12 protein-coding genes are annotated in these 13,386 nt (G+C 64.8%); 9 read left to right on the top strand and 3 right to left on the bottom strand.

The window, feature by feature from the left end; genetic code table 11:
• Window positions 1-246: 246 nt before the first annotated feature.
• Window positions 247-1,005, top strand: a complete 759-nt coding sequence (locus HHL22_RS13420) for a LytR/AlgR family response regulator transcription factor (RefSeq protein ID WP_169531869.1) — start codon at window positions 247-249, stop codon at window positions 1,003-1,005.
• An 18-nt stretch (window positions 1,006-1,023) separates the two neighbouring features.
• Here the strand turns inward: HHL22_RS13420 and HHL22_RS13415 are convergent, their stop codons facing one another.
• Complete coding sequence (locus HHL22_RS13415; protein WP_169531868.1) at window positions 1,024-3,849, bottom strand: ATP-binding protein; 2,826 nt, start codon at window positions 3,847-3,849, stop codon at window positions 1,024-1,026.
• A 78-nt stretch (window positions 3,850-3,927) separates the two neighbouring features.
• Between HHL22_RS13415 and HHL22_RS13410 the strand changes: the two genes are divergently transcribed.
• Window positions 3,928-5,115: a hypothetical protein gene (locus HHL22_RS13410; protein WP_169531867.1), complete on the top strand. Its 1,188-nt coding sequence runs from the start codon at window positions 3,928-3,930 to the stop codon at window positions 5,113-5,115.
• 30 nt (window positions 5,116-5,145) lie between these two features.
• Window positions 5,146-7,728 (top strand): cytochrome c biogenesis protein CcsA, encoded by a 2,583-nt coding sequence (gene ccsA, locus HHL22_RS13405; protein ID WP_169531866.1) that lies wholly within the window; start codon window positions 5,146-5,148, stop codon window positions 7,726-7,728.
• A 78-nt stretch (window positions 7,729-7,806) separates the two neighbouring features.
• On the opposite strand, the gene HHL22_RS13400 is transcribed toward ccsA, so the two are convergent.
• Together HHL22_RS13400 and HHL22_RS24255 are read right to left on the bottom strand one after the other, a co-directional pair.
• On the bottom strand, window positions 7,807-8,529 hold the full coding sequence (locus tag HHL22_RS13400; protein ID WP_169531865.1) for a GAF domain-containing protein: 723 nt from the start codon (window positions 8,527-8,529) through the stop codon (window positions 7,807-7,809).
• Window positions 8,530-8,731: 202 nt separating this feature from the next.
• A complete protein-coding gene (locus HHL22_RS24255) occupies window positions 8,732-8,860 on the bottom strand; it encodes a hypothetical protein (RefSeq protein ID WP_262888383.1) in 129 nt (42 codons plus the stop codon).
• A 289-nt stretch (window positions 8,861-9,149) separates the two neighbouring features.
• On the opposite strand from HHL22_RS24255, the gene HHL22_RS13395 reads away from it, so the two are divergent.
• The 6 genes from HHL22_RS13395 (at window position 9,150) to HHL22_RS13370 (ending at window position 13,262) form a co-directional block, all read left to right on the top strand.
• Window positions 9,150-9,965: a DUF2520 domain-containing protein gene (locus HHL22_RS13395; protein ID WP_169531864.1), complete on the top strand. Its 816-nt coding sequence runs from the start codon at window positions 9,150-9,152 to the stop codon at window positions 9,963-9,965.
• Between the two features lie 66 nt (window positions 9,966-10,031).
• The gene (locus HHL22_RS13390; protein ID WP_169531863.1) at window positions 10,032-10,364 is read left to right on the top strand and encodes a 2Fe-2S iron-sulfur cluster-binding protein; all 333 of its coding nucleotides are present in this window, start codon (window positions 10,032-10,034) and stop codon (window positions 10,362-10,364) included.
• A 96-nt stretch (window positions 10,365-10,460) separates the two neighbouring features.
• Window positions 10,461-10,697: a Fe-S cluster assembly protein IscX gene (gene iscX / locus HHL22_RS13385; RefSeq protein ID WP_169531862.1), complete on the top strand. Its 237-nt coding sequence runs from the start codon at window positions 10,461-10,463 to the stop codon at window positions 10,695-10,697.
• Between the two features lie 16 nt (window positions 10,698-10,713).
• Window positions 10,714-10,908: a cold-shock protein gene (locus tag HHL22_RS13380; protein WP_169531861.1), complete on the top strand. Its 195-nt coding sequence runs from the start codon at window positions 10,714-10,716 to the stop codon at window positions 10,906-10,908.
• Between the two features lie 52 nt (window positions 10,909-10,960).
• Complete coding sequence (locus tag HHL22_RS13375; RefSeq protein ID WP_169531860.1) at window positions 10,961-11,926, top strand: geranylgeranylglycerol-phosphate geranylgeranyltransferase; 966 nt, start codon at window positions 10,961-10,963, stop codon at window positions 11,924-11,926.
• A gap of 106 nt (window positions 11,927-12,032) precedes the next feature.
• Entirely contained in the window at window positions 12,033-13,262 is a 1,230-nt protein-coding gene (locus tag HHL22_RS13370; RefSeq protein ID WP_169531859.1) for a BamA/TamA family outer membrane protein, read from the top strand.
• Window positions 13,263-13,386 lie beyond the last annotated feature (124 nt).

Raw genomic sequence — 13,386 nt, 5'->3', positions numbered from 1 at the left:
GACCATTAGCAGGTTTCCCAAATAGTTTTCGGTAACTTCTCTTGATTTAGTGTGACGCTTAAGTCCAAATAATAGAGCGGGCCTAGACGAGCGGCCTGACCTGCCAAAAAAGAAGTTTCGGCAGGTGCTGCGCCAGGCCACTGCGGTGAGGATTTTAGCAGCGGCAAGCCGAGTACCAGTCGGCGACGGCGAGTCCAATAGTTGGAAAGAAGGGCGGAGTTGCGTTCTTTTGGGTCATCTTACCTGATGAGCACTCCTTTTGCCTTCCCGCTGGCTTGCGTTATCGCCGATGATAATGAAATGAACCGGCTTACGCTGGAGCATTACATCGGCATGACCGATGGGCTCACCCTAGCGGGCAGCTTTCCGGATGGCATCACTTGTCTTAATTATTTCCGCGCGGGCCACCTGGCCGACTTGCTGCTGCTCGACATTACGATGCCCGAGCTAACGGGCCTCGAATTGGTGCGCATTCTGCCTGAGCCCCAGCCCGAGGTGGTGCTCGTAACCACGCACCGCGACTACGCCCTGGACGCTTTCGAGCTGCAAGTAGCTGACTACCTGGTGAAGCCGCTCGACTACGCCCGCTTCAGCCGCACCGTTGACCGCATTCGGGCGCGGCGCGGTCCCCAGACGCCGGCCGCGCCCAGCCTGCCCGCCGGGGGCTCCGAGCCTACCTTCGGCCCCGAGGGCAACACGCTGTTTCTGAAGATAAACAACCGGCTGACCCGCGTCAACTTCGACGAGGTGCTGTACATCGAGGCCATGTCGGTGTACTCGGTGCTGGTGACGGCCAAGCACAAGCACATTGTGTACTCCACCCTCAAGGTGTTTGAGGAGCGGCTGCCGTTCAGCCACTTCGCGCGGGTGCACCGCTCTTACATCGTCAACTCGCGCCAGGTAGAGGCGGTGGAAGACAACCAGCTGGTGCTGCCCGGCGGCTACCGCATTCCCGTAGCCAAGGCGTACCAGGAAAGCTTTTTTCGCCGGCTACGGGGCCTTTAGCGCCTGGCTGCCAGGCTGCTACGCGGTATCTGCATCCGGTGCGGCCGCCGTTTCGGCCGCCAGCTCGCGCATGGCTGCTTCCACGGCCTGCATCAGTTGGGTTACCAAGCTTTGGCCCAGGGCTTCGTCTACCGGCGCGGTTAGCTCGTCGAGGGCCTGCACGGGGCCTAGGGCCGCGCGCACGGCCAGCAGCTGCAGGTTGGGCTTCAGAAAGTGCGCCACCTCGGCCACGCGGGGCCAGTCGCGGGCGGCGGCGGCGGCTTGCAGCTCGCGCAGCTTGGGCGGGGTGCTGTTCAAAAATGCCCGCACCATGCGCGCCACAAAAACCTCCTGGCCCTTCGCTTCCTGCCGCACGCGGCCTAGGTCGTAGGTGCTGCTGGCGGCAGCGGGGGTGGCTGCCGGGGCTGGGGCGGGCGGCAGCAACTCGCCCGCTGGCAGCGGGGGCGCGGGTTGGCGCAGCAGCCCTACCAGCTTGGCATACAGGTCTTGCTCGGCGAAGGGCTTGGCCAGGTAGTCGTTGAGGCCAGCGGCCAGGTACTTCTCGTTGTCGCTGCGAAAGGCGTTGGCGGTGAGGGCCAGCACGGGCGTGGTAGCGCGCTGCGGGTCGGGTAGGCGGCGCAGCTGGCGCGTCACCTCCAGGCCGTTGAGGCCGGGCATCTGAATGTCCATCAGTACCACGTCGTAGTGGCTTTGCTCGAGGCAGTGCAGGGCGGCCAGGCCATCCACGGCCTCCGCCACTTCCACGCCCCAGTGGCGCAGGTGCAGGCTGGCCACCAAGCGGTTTACGTCGTTGTCTTCGGCTATCAGCATGCGGGTGCCGCGCAGCAGGCCGTCGGCCAGGGTGCTGGGGTGCTGGCCGGGCGCCGGGGCGGCGGCCACCGGCAGCGGCAGCGTAAAGCTGAAGGTGCTGCCCCGGCCATAGTCGCTGGCCACGGCCAGCTCGCCGCCCAGCTGCGTCACCAGCGCCTGGCTGATGGTGAGGCCCAGCCCGGTGCCCCCAAAGCGGCGGGTGGTATCGGCGTAGGCCTGGGCAAAGCTGTCGAAAATGCGCCCTAGGGCCTCGGGCTTGATGCCAATGCCCGTGTCGTGCACCTCGAAGCGCACGATGCGCAGGGCCGGCAGCTCGGCCACCAGGCTCACTTGCAGGGCCACGCTGCCGCGCTCCGTAAACTTAATGGCGTTGGCCAGCAGGTTGATGAGCACCTGGTTGAGGCGAAACGGGTCGCTCAGCACCCAGGCCGCCGCCTGCGGGGGGCGCTCGTAGCGGAAAGCCAGGCCCTTTTCCTCGGCTTGCAGGGCCAGGGGCGCCACGGCTTGCCCCACCGAGTCGAGCAACTCGAAGGGAATGCGTTCTAGCTCGAGCTTACCCGAGTTGATTTTGGCCACGTCAAGCACGTCGTTCAGCAAGTTGAGCAGGTGGCTGCCCGAGCTGCGGATGGTGCGCACGTAGTCCTGCTGCTGCGGCGTGAGGCTGGTTTTGGCCAGCAGGCCCGCAATGCCCAGCACCCCGTTCATGGGCGTGCGAATCTCGTGGCTCATATTGGCCAGAAAGTTTTCGCGGGCTTGGGCGGCGGCCTCGGCCGCTAGCTGGGCGGCCTTCAGGTCGGTGATGTCGGTGCTGACCCCCAGCACCTGGCGGCTGCCATCGGGGCGCTCGAGCAGGCGGCGCACGGTATGGTACCAGCGCCGCTCGCCGCTGGCCAGCGCCAGGGTATCTTCCGTCACCAGCTCCTGGCCGGTAGCCAGCACGGCAGCGTCGGTGGCCGAGTGCCAGGGGTGCCCGGCTGCGGGCATTGTGCCGGGCCGGCCGAGCTGGGCGGCCAGCTCAGCCATCATAAAGTTGCTAAACAGCAGGCGGCCCGCCGTATCGCGCACAAAAATGGCGCTGGGCGTGGTGTCGAATACCTGCTCCATAAAAGCCTGCTGCTCGCGCACGGCGGCCTCGCTGCGCTGGCTGCGCTCCTCGGCCCGCACCCGGGCCGTCACGTCGAGGCCGGCGCCCAGCATGTAAGGGCGGCCGGGCTGGCCGGCCCCGCTCAGCAGCTTAAACTGGCGCTGGTGCACCAGGTCGCCGTCGGGCCTAGGGGTATGGTCGTCCCAAAACACGGGCTGGCTGCTGGTTTCGGCCTCGGCAAACATGCGGCGCCGGTGCTCGGCCAAGCTCAAGGGGTAGCCGTAGCGCTCGCAAAACTCCAGCACCGTGTGGCCATCCAGCAGCCAGGCCCGCTTTTCGGGGTCGGGCTCGGCCTGGTGGTTGGCATACACGTAGCGAAAGTGCTCGTCGAGCACGGCTACTTCCACGGGTAGCTCATCGAGCACGGTTTCGTAAAACTGGCGCTGCCGGTCGCGCTCCTGCTCGGCGGCGAGGCGCGCCGTAATGTCGCGGTAGGTCAGCAGCCAGCCGGGCCCGCTTTCCAGGCGCACGCTCAGCGTATCGCGCTCCAGCACGCGGCCGTCGCGCAGGGGCAGCTGGTTGTGGGTGTGGAAGTCGTCTTGCGGCTGCGTAAGCAGGTGGGCAACGCTGGCATCGTAGGCGGCCACGTCGGCCATTTGCTTGCGCACTCGCTCAATCAGCTCGGTCAGCGGTCGCCCTACCCAGTAGCTGGGGGGCTCGGGCACCCCAAATAATACGCACAGCTGCTCGTTTACCAGCACCACGTGCTGCGTGCCGTCAATCAGCAGCAAGCCTTCGCGCAGGTGGTTGATGAGGGCGCCGAGCTGCTGGCGGGCGGCGCTGGCCTCGGCGCGGGCCAGCTGCAACTCGTGTGCCAGCTGGGCGAAGGCAGCGGGCGAGCCGGGCGTACTTTCCGCCGCGGAAGAAGCGGGGGCTGCGGGCACGTTCATGGGTGAGCGAAATAAGCTGGCGAAGAATTAGCCGGCAAAATAACCAAGAAAATAAAAAGGCAACTTTAGCAAAATCAAGTGTTTAGCAACAAAAAACGCGCACTCAGCAAGTGGGGCCCGGCGGGCCGCACCAGCGTGGGCAGGGCCAGGCGTTTTGGCCCGATTGGGGGCCTAGGGCGCGGGCTGGGCCTGGCCGTGGCCCTAGGGCACCCGGCCGCGGCCCAAGTGCTCAACGATAACATCGAAAACCGCCGCCAGGTGCAAGCCGAGGAGGTGATTACCTCGAGCACGGCCGGCTGCACCGTGCAGTGGAGCTGCGTAGATGAGCGCCTCACCGGCAAGTGCATCGAGTATCACAACGACCAGTGGTTTGAGTTTCGGCCGCCCGCCGACGGCACCTACTACGTGAATATCGGCCAGCAGCGGTGCCGCGACGTACGCGGCGTGCAGCTGGTGGCCCTCACCGGCACGCCCTGCCAGCCCGCCACGTACCGCATCTTGGCCTGCGCCTCGCTCGGCACCCAGGACGATTTGTACGTGCCGCTGCCCAATCTGCGCGCCAGCCAGCCCTACCTGCTTGATGTGGACGGCTACCTGAATGATTTTTGCGGCTTCACGCTGCAAGTAAGCGGCCGGGCGCGGGGCCTGCCGGTGGTGCCGGTTCCGGCGGTGCCCCAGGGCCCACCCACCAGCAGCCGCGTTGTCACGCTAGCCTGGCAGCTGCCCGACTCGCTGGCCGGCGTGCAGCAGTGCCGGGTGCTGCGGCGCGAGCAGCGCGCGTTTCGCACCCGCGAGGTGGGGCGCCTGCTAGTAGGGCGCAACACCCTAGGGCAGCACCGCACCGACTATGCCCTCACCGACACGCTGCCCGCGCCCGGCAATTACCTCTACCAGATAGTGGCCGAAAGCGACGACCCCGCCGCCCCGCCGGTGCTGCTGCGCCAGCAGTGGGTGAGCTACTCGCGGCTGCGGCCCATTATGCCCGGCGCGGTGCCCGACGGCGTCACGTTTCTGGACTTGCCGCTGGCCCGCTACCCTAGGGGCGCCTACCTCACTATTCGCATCAGCACGCCCGGCACCGGGAACCTGTTGCGCCGCTTCGCGCTTACCAACGAGCCGGCCCAAGCCAGCCGGGGCCGCCTCTACGCCCAGGCCTGGCTCGATGCCGGCCTGCGCCAAGTGGAGGTGGACATTGAGTGCCGCCCGCCCCGCGGCGTGCCCACCCGCGACCACCTGCTGCTGCCGCTCAGCATCCCTACTTATTAGGCGGTACCTTTGCCAAAAAACCAGTAGCTCGTGAATCTATTTATCGGAAACTTAGGCCAGGCCGGCGTGATTGTGGCCTTTGTGGCGGCGGCCGTGGCGGCCTACGCCTACTTTCAGGCGGCGCGGGGCCGCGCCTTGGGCGAGGCCGACGCCAGCTGGCTGCGGCTGGGCCGGGGCGCGTTTTTCGTGCACGGCGCGGCGGTGCTCACGGTGGTGGGCGCGCTGTTCAACATCATCCACGCCCACCGCTACGAGTACTACTACGCCTGGAGCCACAGCAGCAACCACCTACCGGTGCAGTACATGATTTCCTGCTTCTGGGAAGGCCAGGAAGGCTCATTCCTGCTCTGGATTTTCTGGCAAGTGGTGCTCGGCCTGGGCATTATGGTGTTCAACCGCAAGTGGGAGGCGCCGGTGCTGGCCGTGTTTGCCGCCGTGCAGGCCTTCCTGGTCAGCATGATTTTGGGCGTCGTCATTGGCGGCACCAAGGTAGGCTCGTCGCCCTTCATGCTGCTGCGCGAGTTTATGAGCGACCTGCCCGTGTGGCAAACCCAGCCCAACTTCGTGCCCAAGGACGGCAACGGCCTCAACGCCCTGCTGCAGAACTACTGGATGGTGATTCACCCGCCCACGCTGTTTCTGGGCTTTGCGCTCACGCTAGTGCCATTTGCCTTCGCCATCGCGGGCCTCTGGAAAAAGGAGCTAACCACTTGGGTGAAGCCCGCCCTGCCCTGGACGGCCCTAGGGGGTGCGGTGCTGGGCGTGGGCATCATGATGGGCGCCTACTGGGCCTACGAAACCCTGAACTTCGGTGGCTACTGGAACTGGGACCCGGTGGAAAACGCGGTCTACATTCCGTGGCTGGTGCTGATAGCGGCGCTGCACGGCATGGTGCTGTGGCAGCGGCGCCGCACGGGCCTGCGCACGGCCTTCGTGCTGGTAGTGAGCACGTTCGTGCTGGTCCTGTACGCCACTTTCCTCACCCGGAGCGGCGTGCTGGGCAACGCCTCGGTGCACTCGTTCACCGACCTGGGCCTGAGCGGCCAGCTGCTCATTTACCTGGGCTTTTTTACCCTAGGGGCCGTTGGCCTGCTAGTGGCCCGCTGGAAGACCATCCCGGTTTCGCAGAAGGAACTGGATGGCTACAGCCCCGAGCTGTGGGTGTTTGTGGGCGCCACGGTGCTGTGCCTGGCCGCCTTCCAGGTGGTGGTCACCACCAGCATTCCGGTATACAATGCCTTCCTGGGTTTCCTGCACATCAAGTCAAACCTGGCCTTGCCGGCCGACCAGATTCAGCACTACACGCGCATTCAGCTGTGGTTTGGGGTACTCATCGGGTTGATTTCGGGCGTGGCGCAGGTGCTGTGGTGGCAGCGCAACGACCGCGAAACGGTGATTAACGCGCTGGCTTTCCCCACTATGCTGGCTTTGCTGGGCACGGCGCTGGTGGTGCTGCTCACGCGCTACTTCGGCCACACCATGACGGCGCCCTACGTGGTGCTGACGCTGGCCGGCTTGTTTGGCGTGCTGGCCAACGCCAGTACGCTCTTTGGGCTGTGGCGGCGGCGGGTGCAGCTGTCGGGCGGCGCGGTGGCCCACCTGGGCGTGGCCCTAATGCTGCTCGGCATGCTGGCCTCGGCGGGCTACAGCAGCGTGATTTCGCGCAACAGCACCGGCAAGCTCATTTCGCGCGAGATGAACGACCAGGAGAACGCCGACAACGTGCTGCTGTGGCGCAACGAGCAGGGCACCATGAACGGCTACAACGTGACTTACAGCGGCCAGTATCTGGACGTGCCGGGCGTGCCCGAGTACGTGAATACCAACCTCATCTACCGCACCGACGACGAGTACAAGGCCGTGGCGCGGGGCGACATCAGCGCGGCGGGCAAGGTCTACTTTCACACTGGCGACACGCTCGGCATCCGGCCCGAGAATACCTACTACCGCGTCGATTACCAGGACCAGAAGTCCAGGCAGCAGTTTACGCTCTACCCGAGGGCCCAGGTCAACGAGGAGATGGGCGGCATCCTGGCCTCGCCGGCGCTGCAGCGCTTCTGGGACCACGATATCTACTCGCACATCTCGTCGGTGCCCGACCCGCGCAAGGCTACGCCCTGGGGCCCGGCCCTGGCCCACTCGCTGGCCGTGGGCGACACGCTATTTTTAAACGATTACTTCGCCGTGTTCCGGGCCATCGAGCAGGCCCACGAGGTACCCGGCATCAAACTGGAGCCCGGCGACATTGCCCTGCAGGCCGACATGATTATCACCGGCGAGAAGGGCCGGCAGTACCACGCCCACCCGGTTTTCCTGGTGCGCAACCGCGAAATCGGCCGCGTGCCCGAGGAGATTGACGACCTTGGTTTGCGCATCACCCTCGACCAGATTGACCCCACCAAGGGCAAGTTTACCTTCGGCGTGAGCACGGCGCCCAAGGACTACATCATCCTCAAAGCCACCGAGAAGCCCTTCATCAACCTGCTGTGGGGCGGCACGCTGCTCATGGGCTTTGGCCTGCTGCTGAGCATGCGCCAGCGCCGCTCGGCCACCCGCGCCACCACCGAAGAGCCCGCTGGCAGCGCCAGCGCCGGCCGGGTGGCGGTGGCCTAGGCAGCCTGCACTGCCAGTAAAAAGCACAAAGGCCGCGCTGGGTAGCGCGGCCCTTTTTGCGGCGGCGGGGCCTAGGGGCTAGCCCTCCGGCACGGCCTGAATTTGCTCCAGCAGCACGTCTACTACCCGCTTGATTTCTTCCTGGGCGGCTTGCTGATTGGCGCGGGCGTATTCGCTATCGGGCTCAGCTTCCCAGCGGGCCAGGGCGGCCAGCGTTTCAAGGCGCGTCACGGAGCTTTCAATGCGCGCGTAGATGGCCGCCCATAGCCGCTGGTTCCAGGTGGGCTGCAGCAGCAGGCGCAGGCGCAGGTCGAGCAGACGCATCACAACGGCCGCCAAGCGCTCCAGCAGGTCGCTCTGCATATCGCTGAACGAGCGTGCCTGGTGGTCGATAACGCACAGCACCCCAATAGGATAACCCGCAGCAGTGCGCAGCGTGCAGCCCGCGTAAAAGCCCAGGTCGAGGCGACGCACTAGGACGTTGTTTATCAGGTCGCAGGGGTTGGCCTTTAGGTCTTCAAATACACTTACCGACTCGTGCAGCAGCGCCACCGAGCACAGGGTTTCCCAGCGGTTCACGCGGTCCAGGGAGGGGTCCAGGCCGTGGTTGAGCCCAAAGCGCACCTCTTCCTCTTCTACGAAGGCGATAATTGCAATAGGAACTTCAAACAGCTTGGCCGCCAAGCGCACAAGCTCGGTGAAGGTTTCGTCCTGCATCGTGTTGTACAGCTGGTACGGACGCAGCGCCTGCAGGCGCAGCTCTTCTAAGGAGGCTAGCGGAACGCTGGAATATGGCTCCATACGGAATAAAATAAGCGCGAGCTGGGGAAAACATCAAAAGTATTACCGCTTACGCTGGGTACAAGTTAAACATTGTTTAATCTACTTTGCTCGCTAGCTGAATCATTCGATTTGGGCTGCTAACGGCCGGGGCGCGGCAATAAAAAAGCCCCCGGCAACCAGCGCTGTCGGGGCCTGTCGGCGTGGTGAAGCACCCTAGGGGCTACTTGGCAATGGCAAGCTGACGGGTTGTGAAGTCGTCGCCGGTGCGCACCAGCCAGTGAAAGATACTGGGGGCCAGGGTGCTCAGGTCGAAGCGGTTGAGGGCAGTGGCTTTCAACGCGTCCCCCACAAGGCAATTCAGCGTTTGGGCCTAGGGCCGCGCCGCCCGCCAAGGCCAGGGCCAGCTGCCGCAGCGCAGCAGCTGCGACGTAATTTTTCACCCTGAACAAGAGCGGAAAGGCTAACGGGAGTAGGACCGGTAAAGGCCGCCGCCTAAACTTGCCGCGGGTAAGCTCCCGCCGCAGGGGCTAGGCGCAGAACTGCTACCGCTCCCGGCCAGGGGCTTACCTGCTCCTTTAGGGCCTCTTTGGGCGGGCCATACGCACCCTTTTTTTCGCGTCTTTTTTCAGTTTTTTGCCGTGGCGGACCATTCGCTTTCTTCTTCGCTGCGCCTGGGGCTATTGGGGGCGGGGCGCGTAGCCGCCGCCCTAGGGCCGGCGCTAGTGGCGGCCGGCCACCAGGTGGTGTTTGTGAGCAGCCGCGCGCCGGGCCCGGCGGTGGCGCTGGCCGCGCGCCTGCCTGGCTGCCGCGCCTTGCCCGCCGCCGAGGCCCTAGGCGCCCTGCCCCCGGCCGATGCCTACCTGCTGGCCGTGCCCGATGCCGCCGTGCCCGCGCTGCTAGCCACGCTGCCCTGGCCGCCCGGCGCCGTGGTGGCCCACCTGGCCGGGGCCCTGCCGCTGGCTGTGTTCGAGGCCGCGCCTCTGGTGCAGGGTGGCGTACTTTACCCGCTCCAAACTTTTAGTGCCGGCCGCGCCATTGCCTGGCCCACGGTGCCGCTGTTTGTGGAGGCCGCCACGCCCGCCGCCGAGGCCCTGCTACTCACCCTGGCGCGCAGCCTGAGCGAGCACGTTGCGCACCTGGGCTCGGCGCAGCGGCTGCGGCTGCACCTGGGGGCCGTGTTTGCCAGCAACTTCACCAACCACCTGCTGGGCCTAGCCCAAACTCTACTGGCCGAGGCCGCCCTGCCCTTCGAGCTGCTGCACCCGCTAGTGCACGAAACCGTGGCTAAGGCCCTGGCGGCCGAGCCCAATGCCTTTGCGGTGCAAACCGGGCCCGCCGTGCGCCACGATGCGCCCACCCTGGCTTCCCACGCCGCCGCTCTGGCCGCCCACCCCGCCTGGCAGCACCTCTACGCCGAGCTGTCGGCCAGCATTCAGGCGGCGGCCGGGGGCTAAGGCGGGCGGCGACGGGCAGCAGCGTACCTTTGGGGCTTTAACAGCGCCTAGCCGGCACCTTACGTTTTGTCTCCCTCTACCATCGTTTTTCAGTTTCAGGATGGCCAGCCGGCCCAAACCCACGTGGGAGCCAGCGGCGAGTCGGTACTCGACGTGGCCCTCAACAACGGCATTAAGCTCCAGCATAACTGCGGCGGCGTATGCGGCTGCAGCACCTGCCACATCTACGTCGAGCAAGGCCTCGACGAGCTGCCCGACATTTCCGAGAAGGAAGAAGACTTTATTGACCGCGCCATCAACCCGCGCATCAACTCGCGCCTAGCCTGCCAGTGCGTGCTACCCAATCAGGGCCTGGAAGTGGTAGTGCTGCTGCCACCCCAAAACTTCCTGGGGCACTAATATTTAATTATGAATGGGGAATTATGAATTAGCGGCAAGCGCTAATGATGATAGCTCATTCATGATTTATAATTTGTAATTCACAATTCTAAAAAGATGAACCACTACGAGCCGCCCATGCACTGGGCTGACCACGAAGACATTGCCATGGCGCTCTACGAGAAGTTTGGCGATGACTTTTCGGAAGCCAAGATTTACCGCATCCGCTTTACCGAGTTGCTCGACTGGGTGGTGGAGCTGCCCAACTTTGCCGGCACCCGCGAGCAAGCCAACGAGGGCCACCTAGAGCAGATTCAAGCCAAGTGGGTGTACGAGTGGCGCGACCACCAGTAAGCCCCGCCTATTCGCTATGAAGCAAGGCACCGTTAAGTTTTTCAACGAGGAAAAGGGCTACGGCTTCATCACCGACGATGAAACCCGGCAGGATTTTTTTGTACACGCGTCCGGTCTCAACGGCACCCAGGTGCAGGAGCACGACCGCGTAGCGTTTGACACGCAGCAGGGCCGCAAGGGCCTCAACGCCGTGAACGTGCGCAAGCTGTAGCGCCCTGGGCCGGACCAAGCCAGGCTGGTAGGCACCCGAGCTCACCGTAGTTATGCACTCCCTTACCGCCCCTGTCTTGCCGCCCTCCCCTACCTCTGCCGCCCCCGCCGACGATGACCTGCTGCCGGGCCCCGAGCGGGCCGCGCGGCTGCGGTGGGCCCTGCCGGGGCTGGTGCGCTGGCCTAACCTGGCCATTATGCTGCTGTGCCTGCTGCTGGTGCGCGGGCCGCTGCTGCTGCCGGGGCAGCCCCTAGGGGTGGTGCTCACCCAGCGCTTTGGGCTGCTGGTGCTGGGCGCGCTGCTGGTGGCGGCGGCCGGCTACGTCATCAACGACTACTACGATGTGAAGATTGACGCCATCAACCGGCCCGACCGGCTGGTGGTGGGCCGGCTGCTCACGCGCCGCCGCGCCATGCTCACCCATCTGGTGCTCAGTGGCTTGGGCATTGCGCTGGCGGTGCTGGCGGGCAGCGGCAAGCGCCAAATGCTGGTGCTGGGCCTGGTGACGGCCAGCGCGGCGCTGCTGCTGTGGGGCTACTCGGCGCGCTTCAAGCGGGTGGCGCTGGTGGGCAATGCCAGCATTGCGGCCCTCACGGCGGCGCTGGTGGTGCTGCCCGAGCTGCAGCTGCTTACGGGCCGCGAGGCGGTGTGGCTCTACGCGCTGGCGGCTTTCTTGCTGACGATGGTGCGCGAGATTGTGAAGGACGTGGAGGACATGCGCGGCGATGCCCAGCACGGCTGCCGCACCCTGCCGCTGGTGTGGGGCGTGGCGCGCAGCAAGTGGGTGGCGGGGTTTTTCTTGCTGGGCCTGGGAGCGCTGGTGCTGGGCGCCGGCGGGCAGCTGCTGGCCTGGCACCACTACCGGCTGGGCGCCTGGCTGCTGGCCTTGGTGGCGCTGCCACTGCTAGCCCTAGCGCGCCAGCTGGCGCGGGCCGACCGGCGGCGCCATTTTCGGCAGTTGAGCGCCTGGTGCAAGGGCATTATGCTGGCGGGGGTTTTGAGCATGCTGCTGGCCTAGGGTTTCGCCTGGGCAGCCAGCGGGCGCCGCCGTACACAAGCTCCGTGCCAACCGTAGCGGGGCTATTTGCGTTAGCGGCGCATCTACGCTTCACCTGAACTTTTGTATGCGCCTTTTTTCGCTACTAGCACTTGGCTTATTAGTGGGCACCGCGGGGGCTAGCTATGGGCAAACTACCCCAGCCGACACTACCCGCCAGGCCGTTAATACGGCCAAGGCCCCCAACGCCGCTAAGCCCAACAAGATTACGATTCTGCCGGTGCCGGTGCTGTTTTATCAGCAGGAAACCGGGGCGGGCTACGGCCTGGGCGGCTTGCTGAGCGGCCGACTGGGGCAGGACACGACCACCCGCGCTTCCAACGCCCGCGTGCAGTTCTGGACTACCCAAAAGAGCCAGTCGCTGGTGCAGTTCGTGCACACTGTTTACTCGCCCGGCGAGAAATTTTACCTTAATGGTGAAATCAGCTCTTACAAAAACCGGCTTTATTACTTCGGCATCGGCAATGAGGCGCCAGCGGTCACCAATGCCCACCGCTCATTCCTTGATTTTCAGCTGTTTATTATCAATCAGCGCGTACAGAAAAGCATTGCTAAAAACCAGTTCCTAGGCTTGCAGTACCGCCTCTCGCGGGTCTACAACCTTTCGCAGGAGCAGGGACGGGTGAACGACGACGGCGACCAGATTAACCCAGCTGGTGACCCGGCTACGCAAAACTATTTCAACCTGGACCCGCGCCTCGACCAGCGCCAGCGCCTCAATTTTAGCCTCTCGGGCATCGGCCCAGTCTATACCCTCGATAGCCGCGACGTAGCCCTGGCTGCTTCCAAAGGTAATTTGCTGGACTTGCAGGTGATGTTCAACGGCAAGTTTGTGGGCTCCGACTACAACTTCGTGCGCTACCAGATTGACGCCCGCCACTACCAGCGCATCTTCAGCGACAAGACCATCCTGGCGCTGCAGTTTCTGGGGCAGTTTCACTCGGGCAATGTGCCGTGGTACGGGCTGGCCGGCATTGGGGCCAACCTAGGGGGTACGCTCTACGACAACGCCAACCTGATGCGCGGCATCTACGAGCAGCGCTTCCGCGACCGCCAGCTGATGACGGCCCAGGCCGAGCTGCGCCAGCACTTGTTTTGGCGCCTCGACGGGGCCGCGTTCCTGGGCGTAGGGCAGGTGGGCTACAACATCAGCGACTACACGTTTGGGGGCATCCATACGGCGGGGGGCATCGGGGCACGCTTCAACTTCATTCGCCGCGACCGGGTGAACCTTCGCTTCGACTACGCCTTCGGCACCGACCCTGGCTTCTACTTTGCCATCGGCGAGGCTTTTTAAGCGCGGATGGCCCTAGGCCCGTCCGCGCCACCAAGCCGCGCTGCCCTCGCTGGGCGGCGCGGCTTTTTTGGTGGTCGCTCGCTAGTGAATGGCTCCTTGGCTAAAATTGTTAGGTCGGCTATAA

This window comes from Hymenobacter polaris (assembly GCF_012927305.1).
GTDB classification, from domain to species: domain Bacteria; phylum Bacteroidota; class Bacteroidia; order Cytophagales; family Hymenobacteraceae; genus Hymenobacter; species Hymenobacter polaris.
This window is presented reverse-complemented; position numbering and strand designations above follow the sequence as displayed.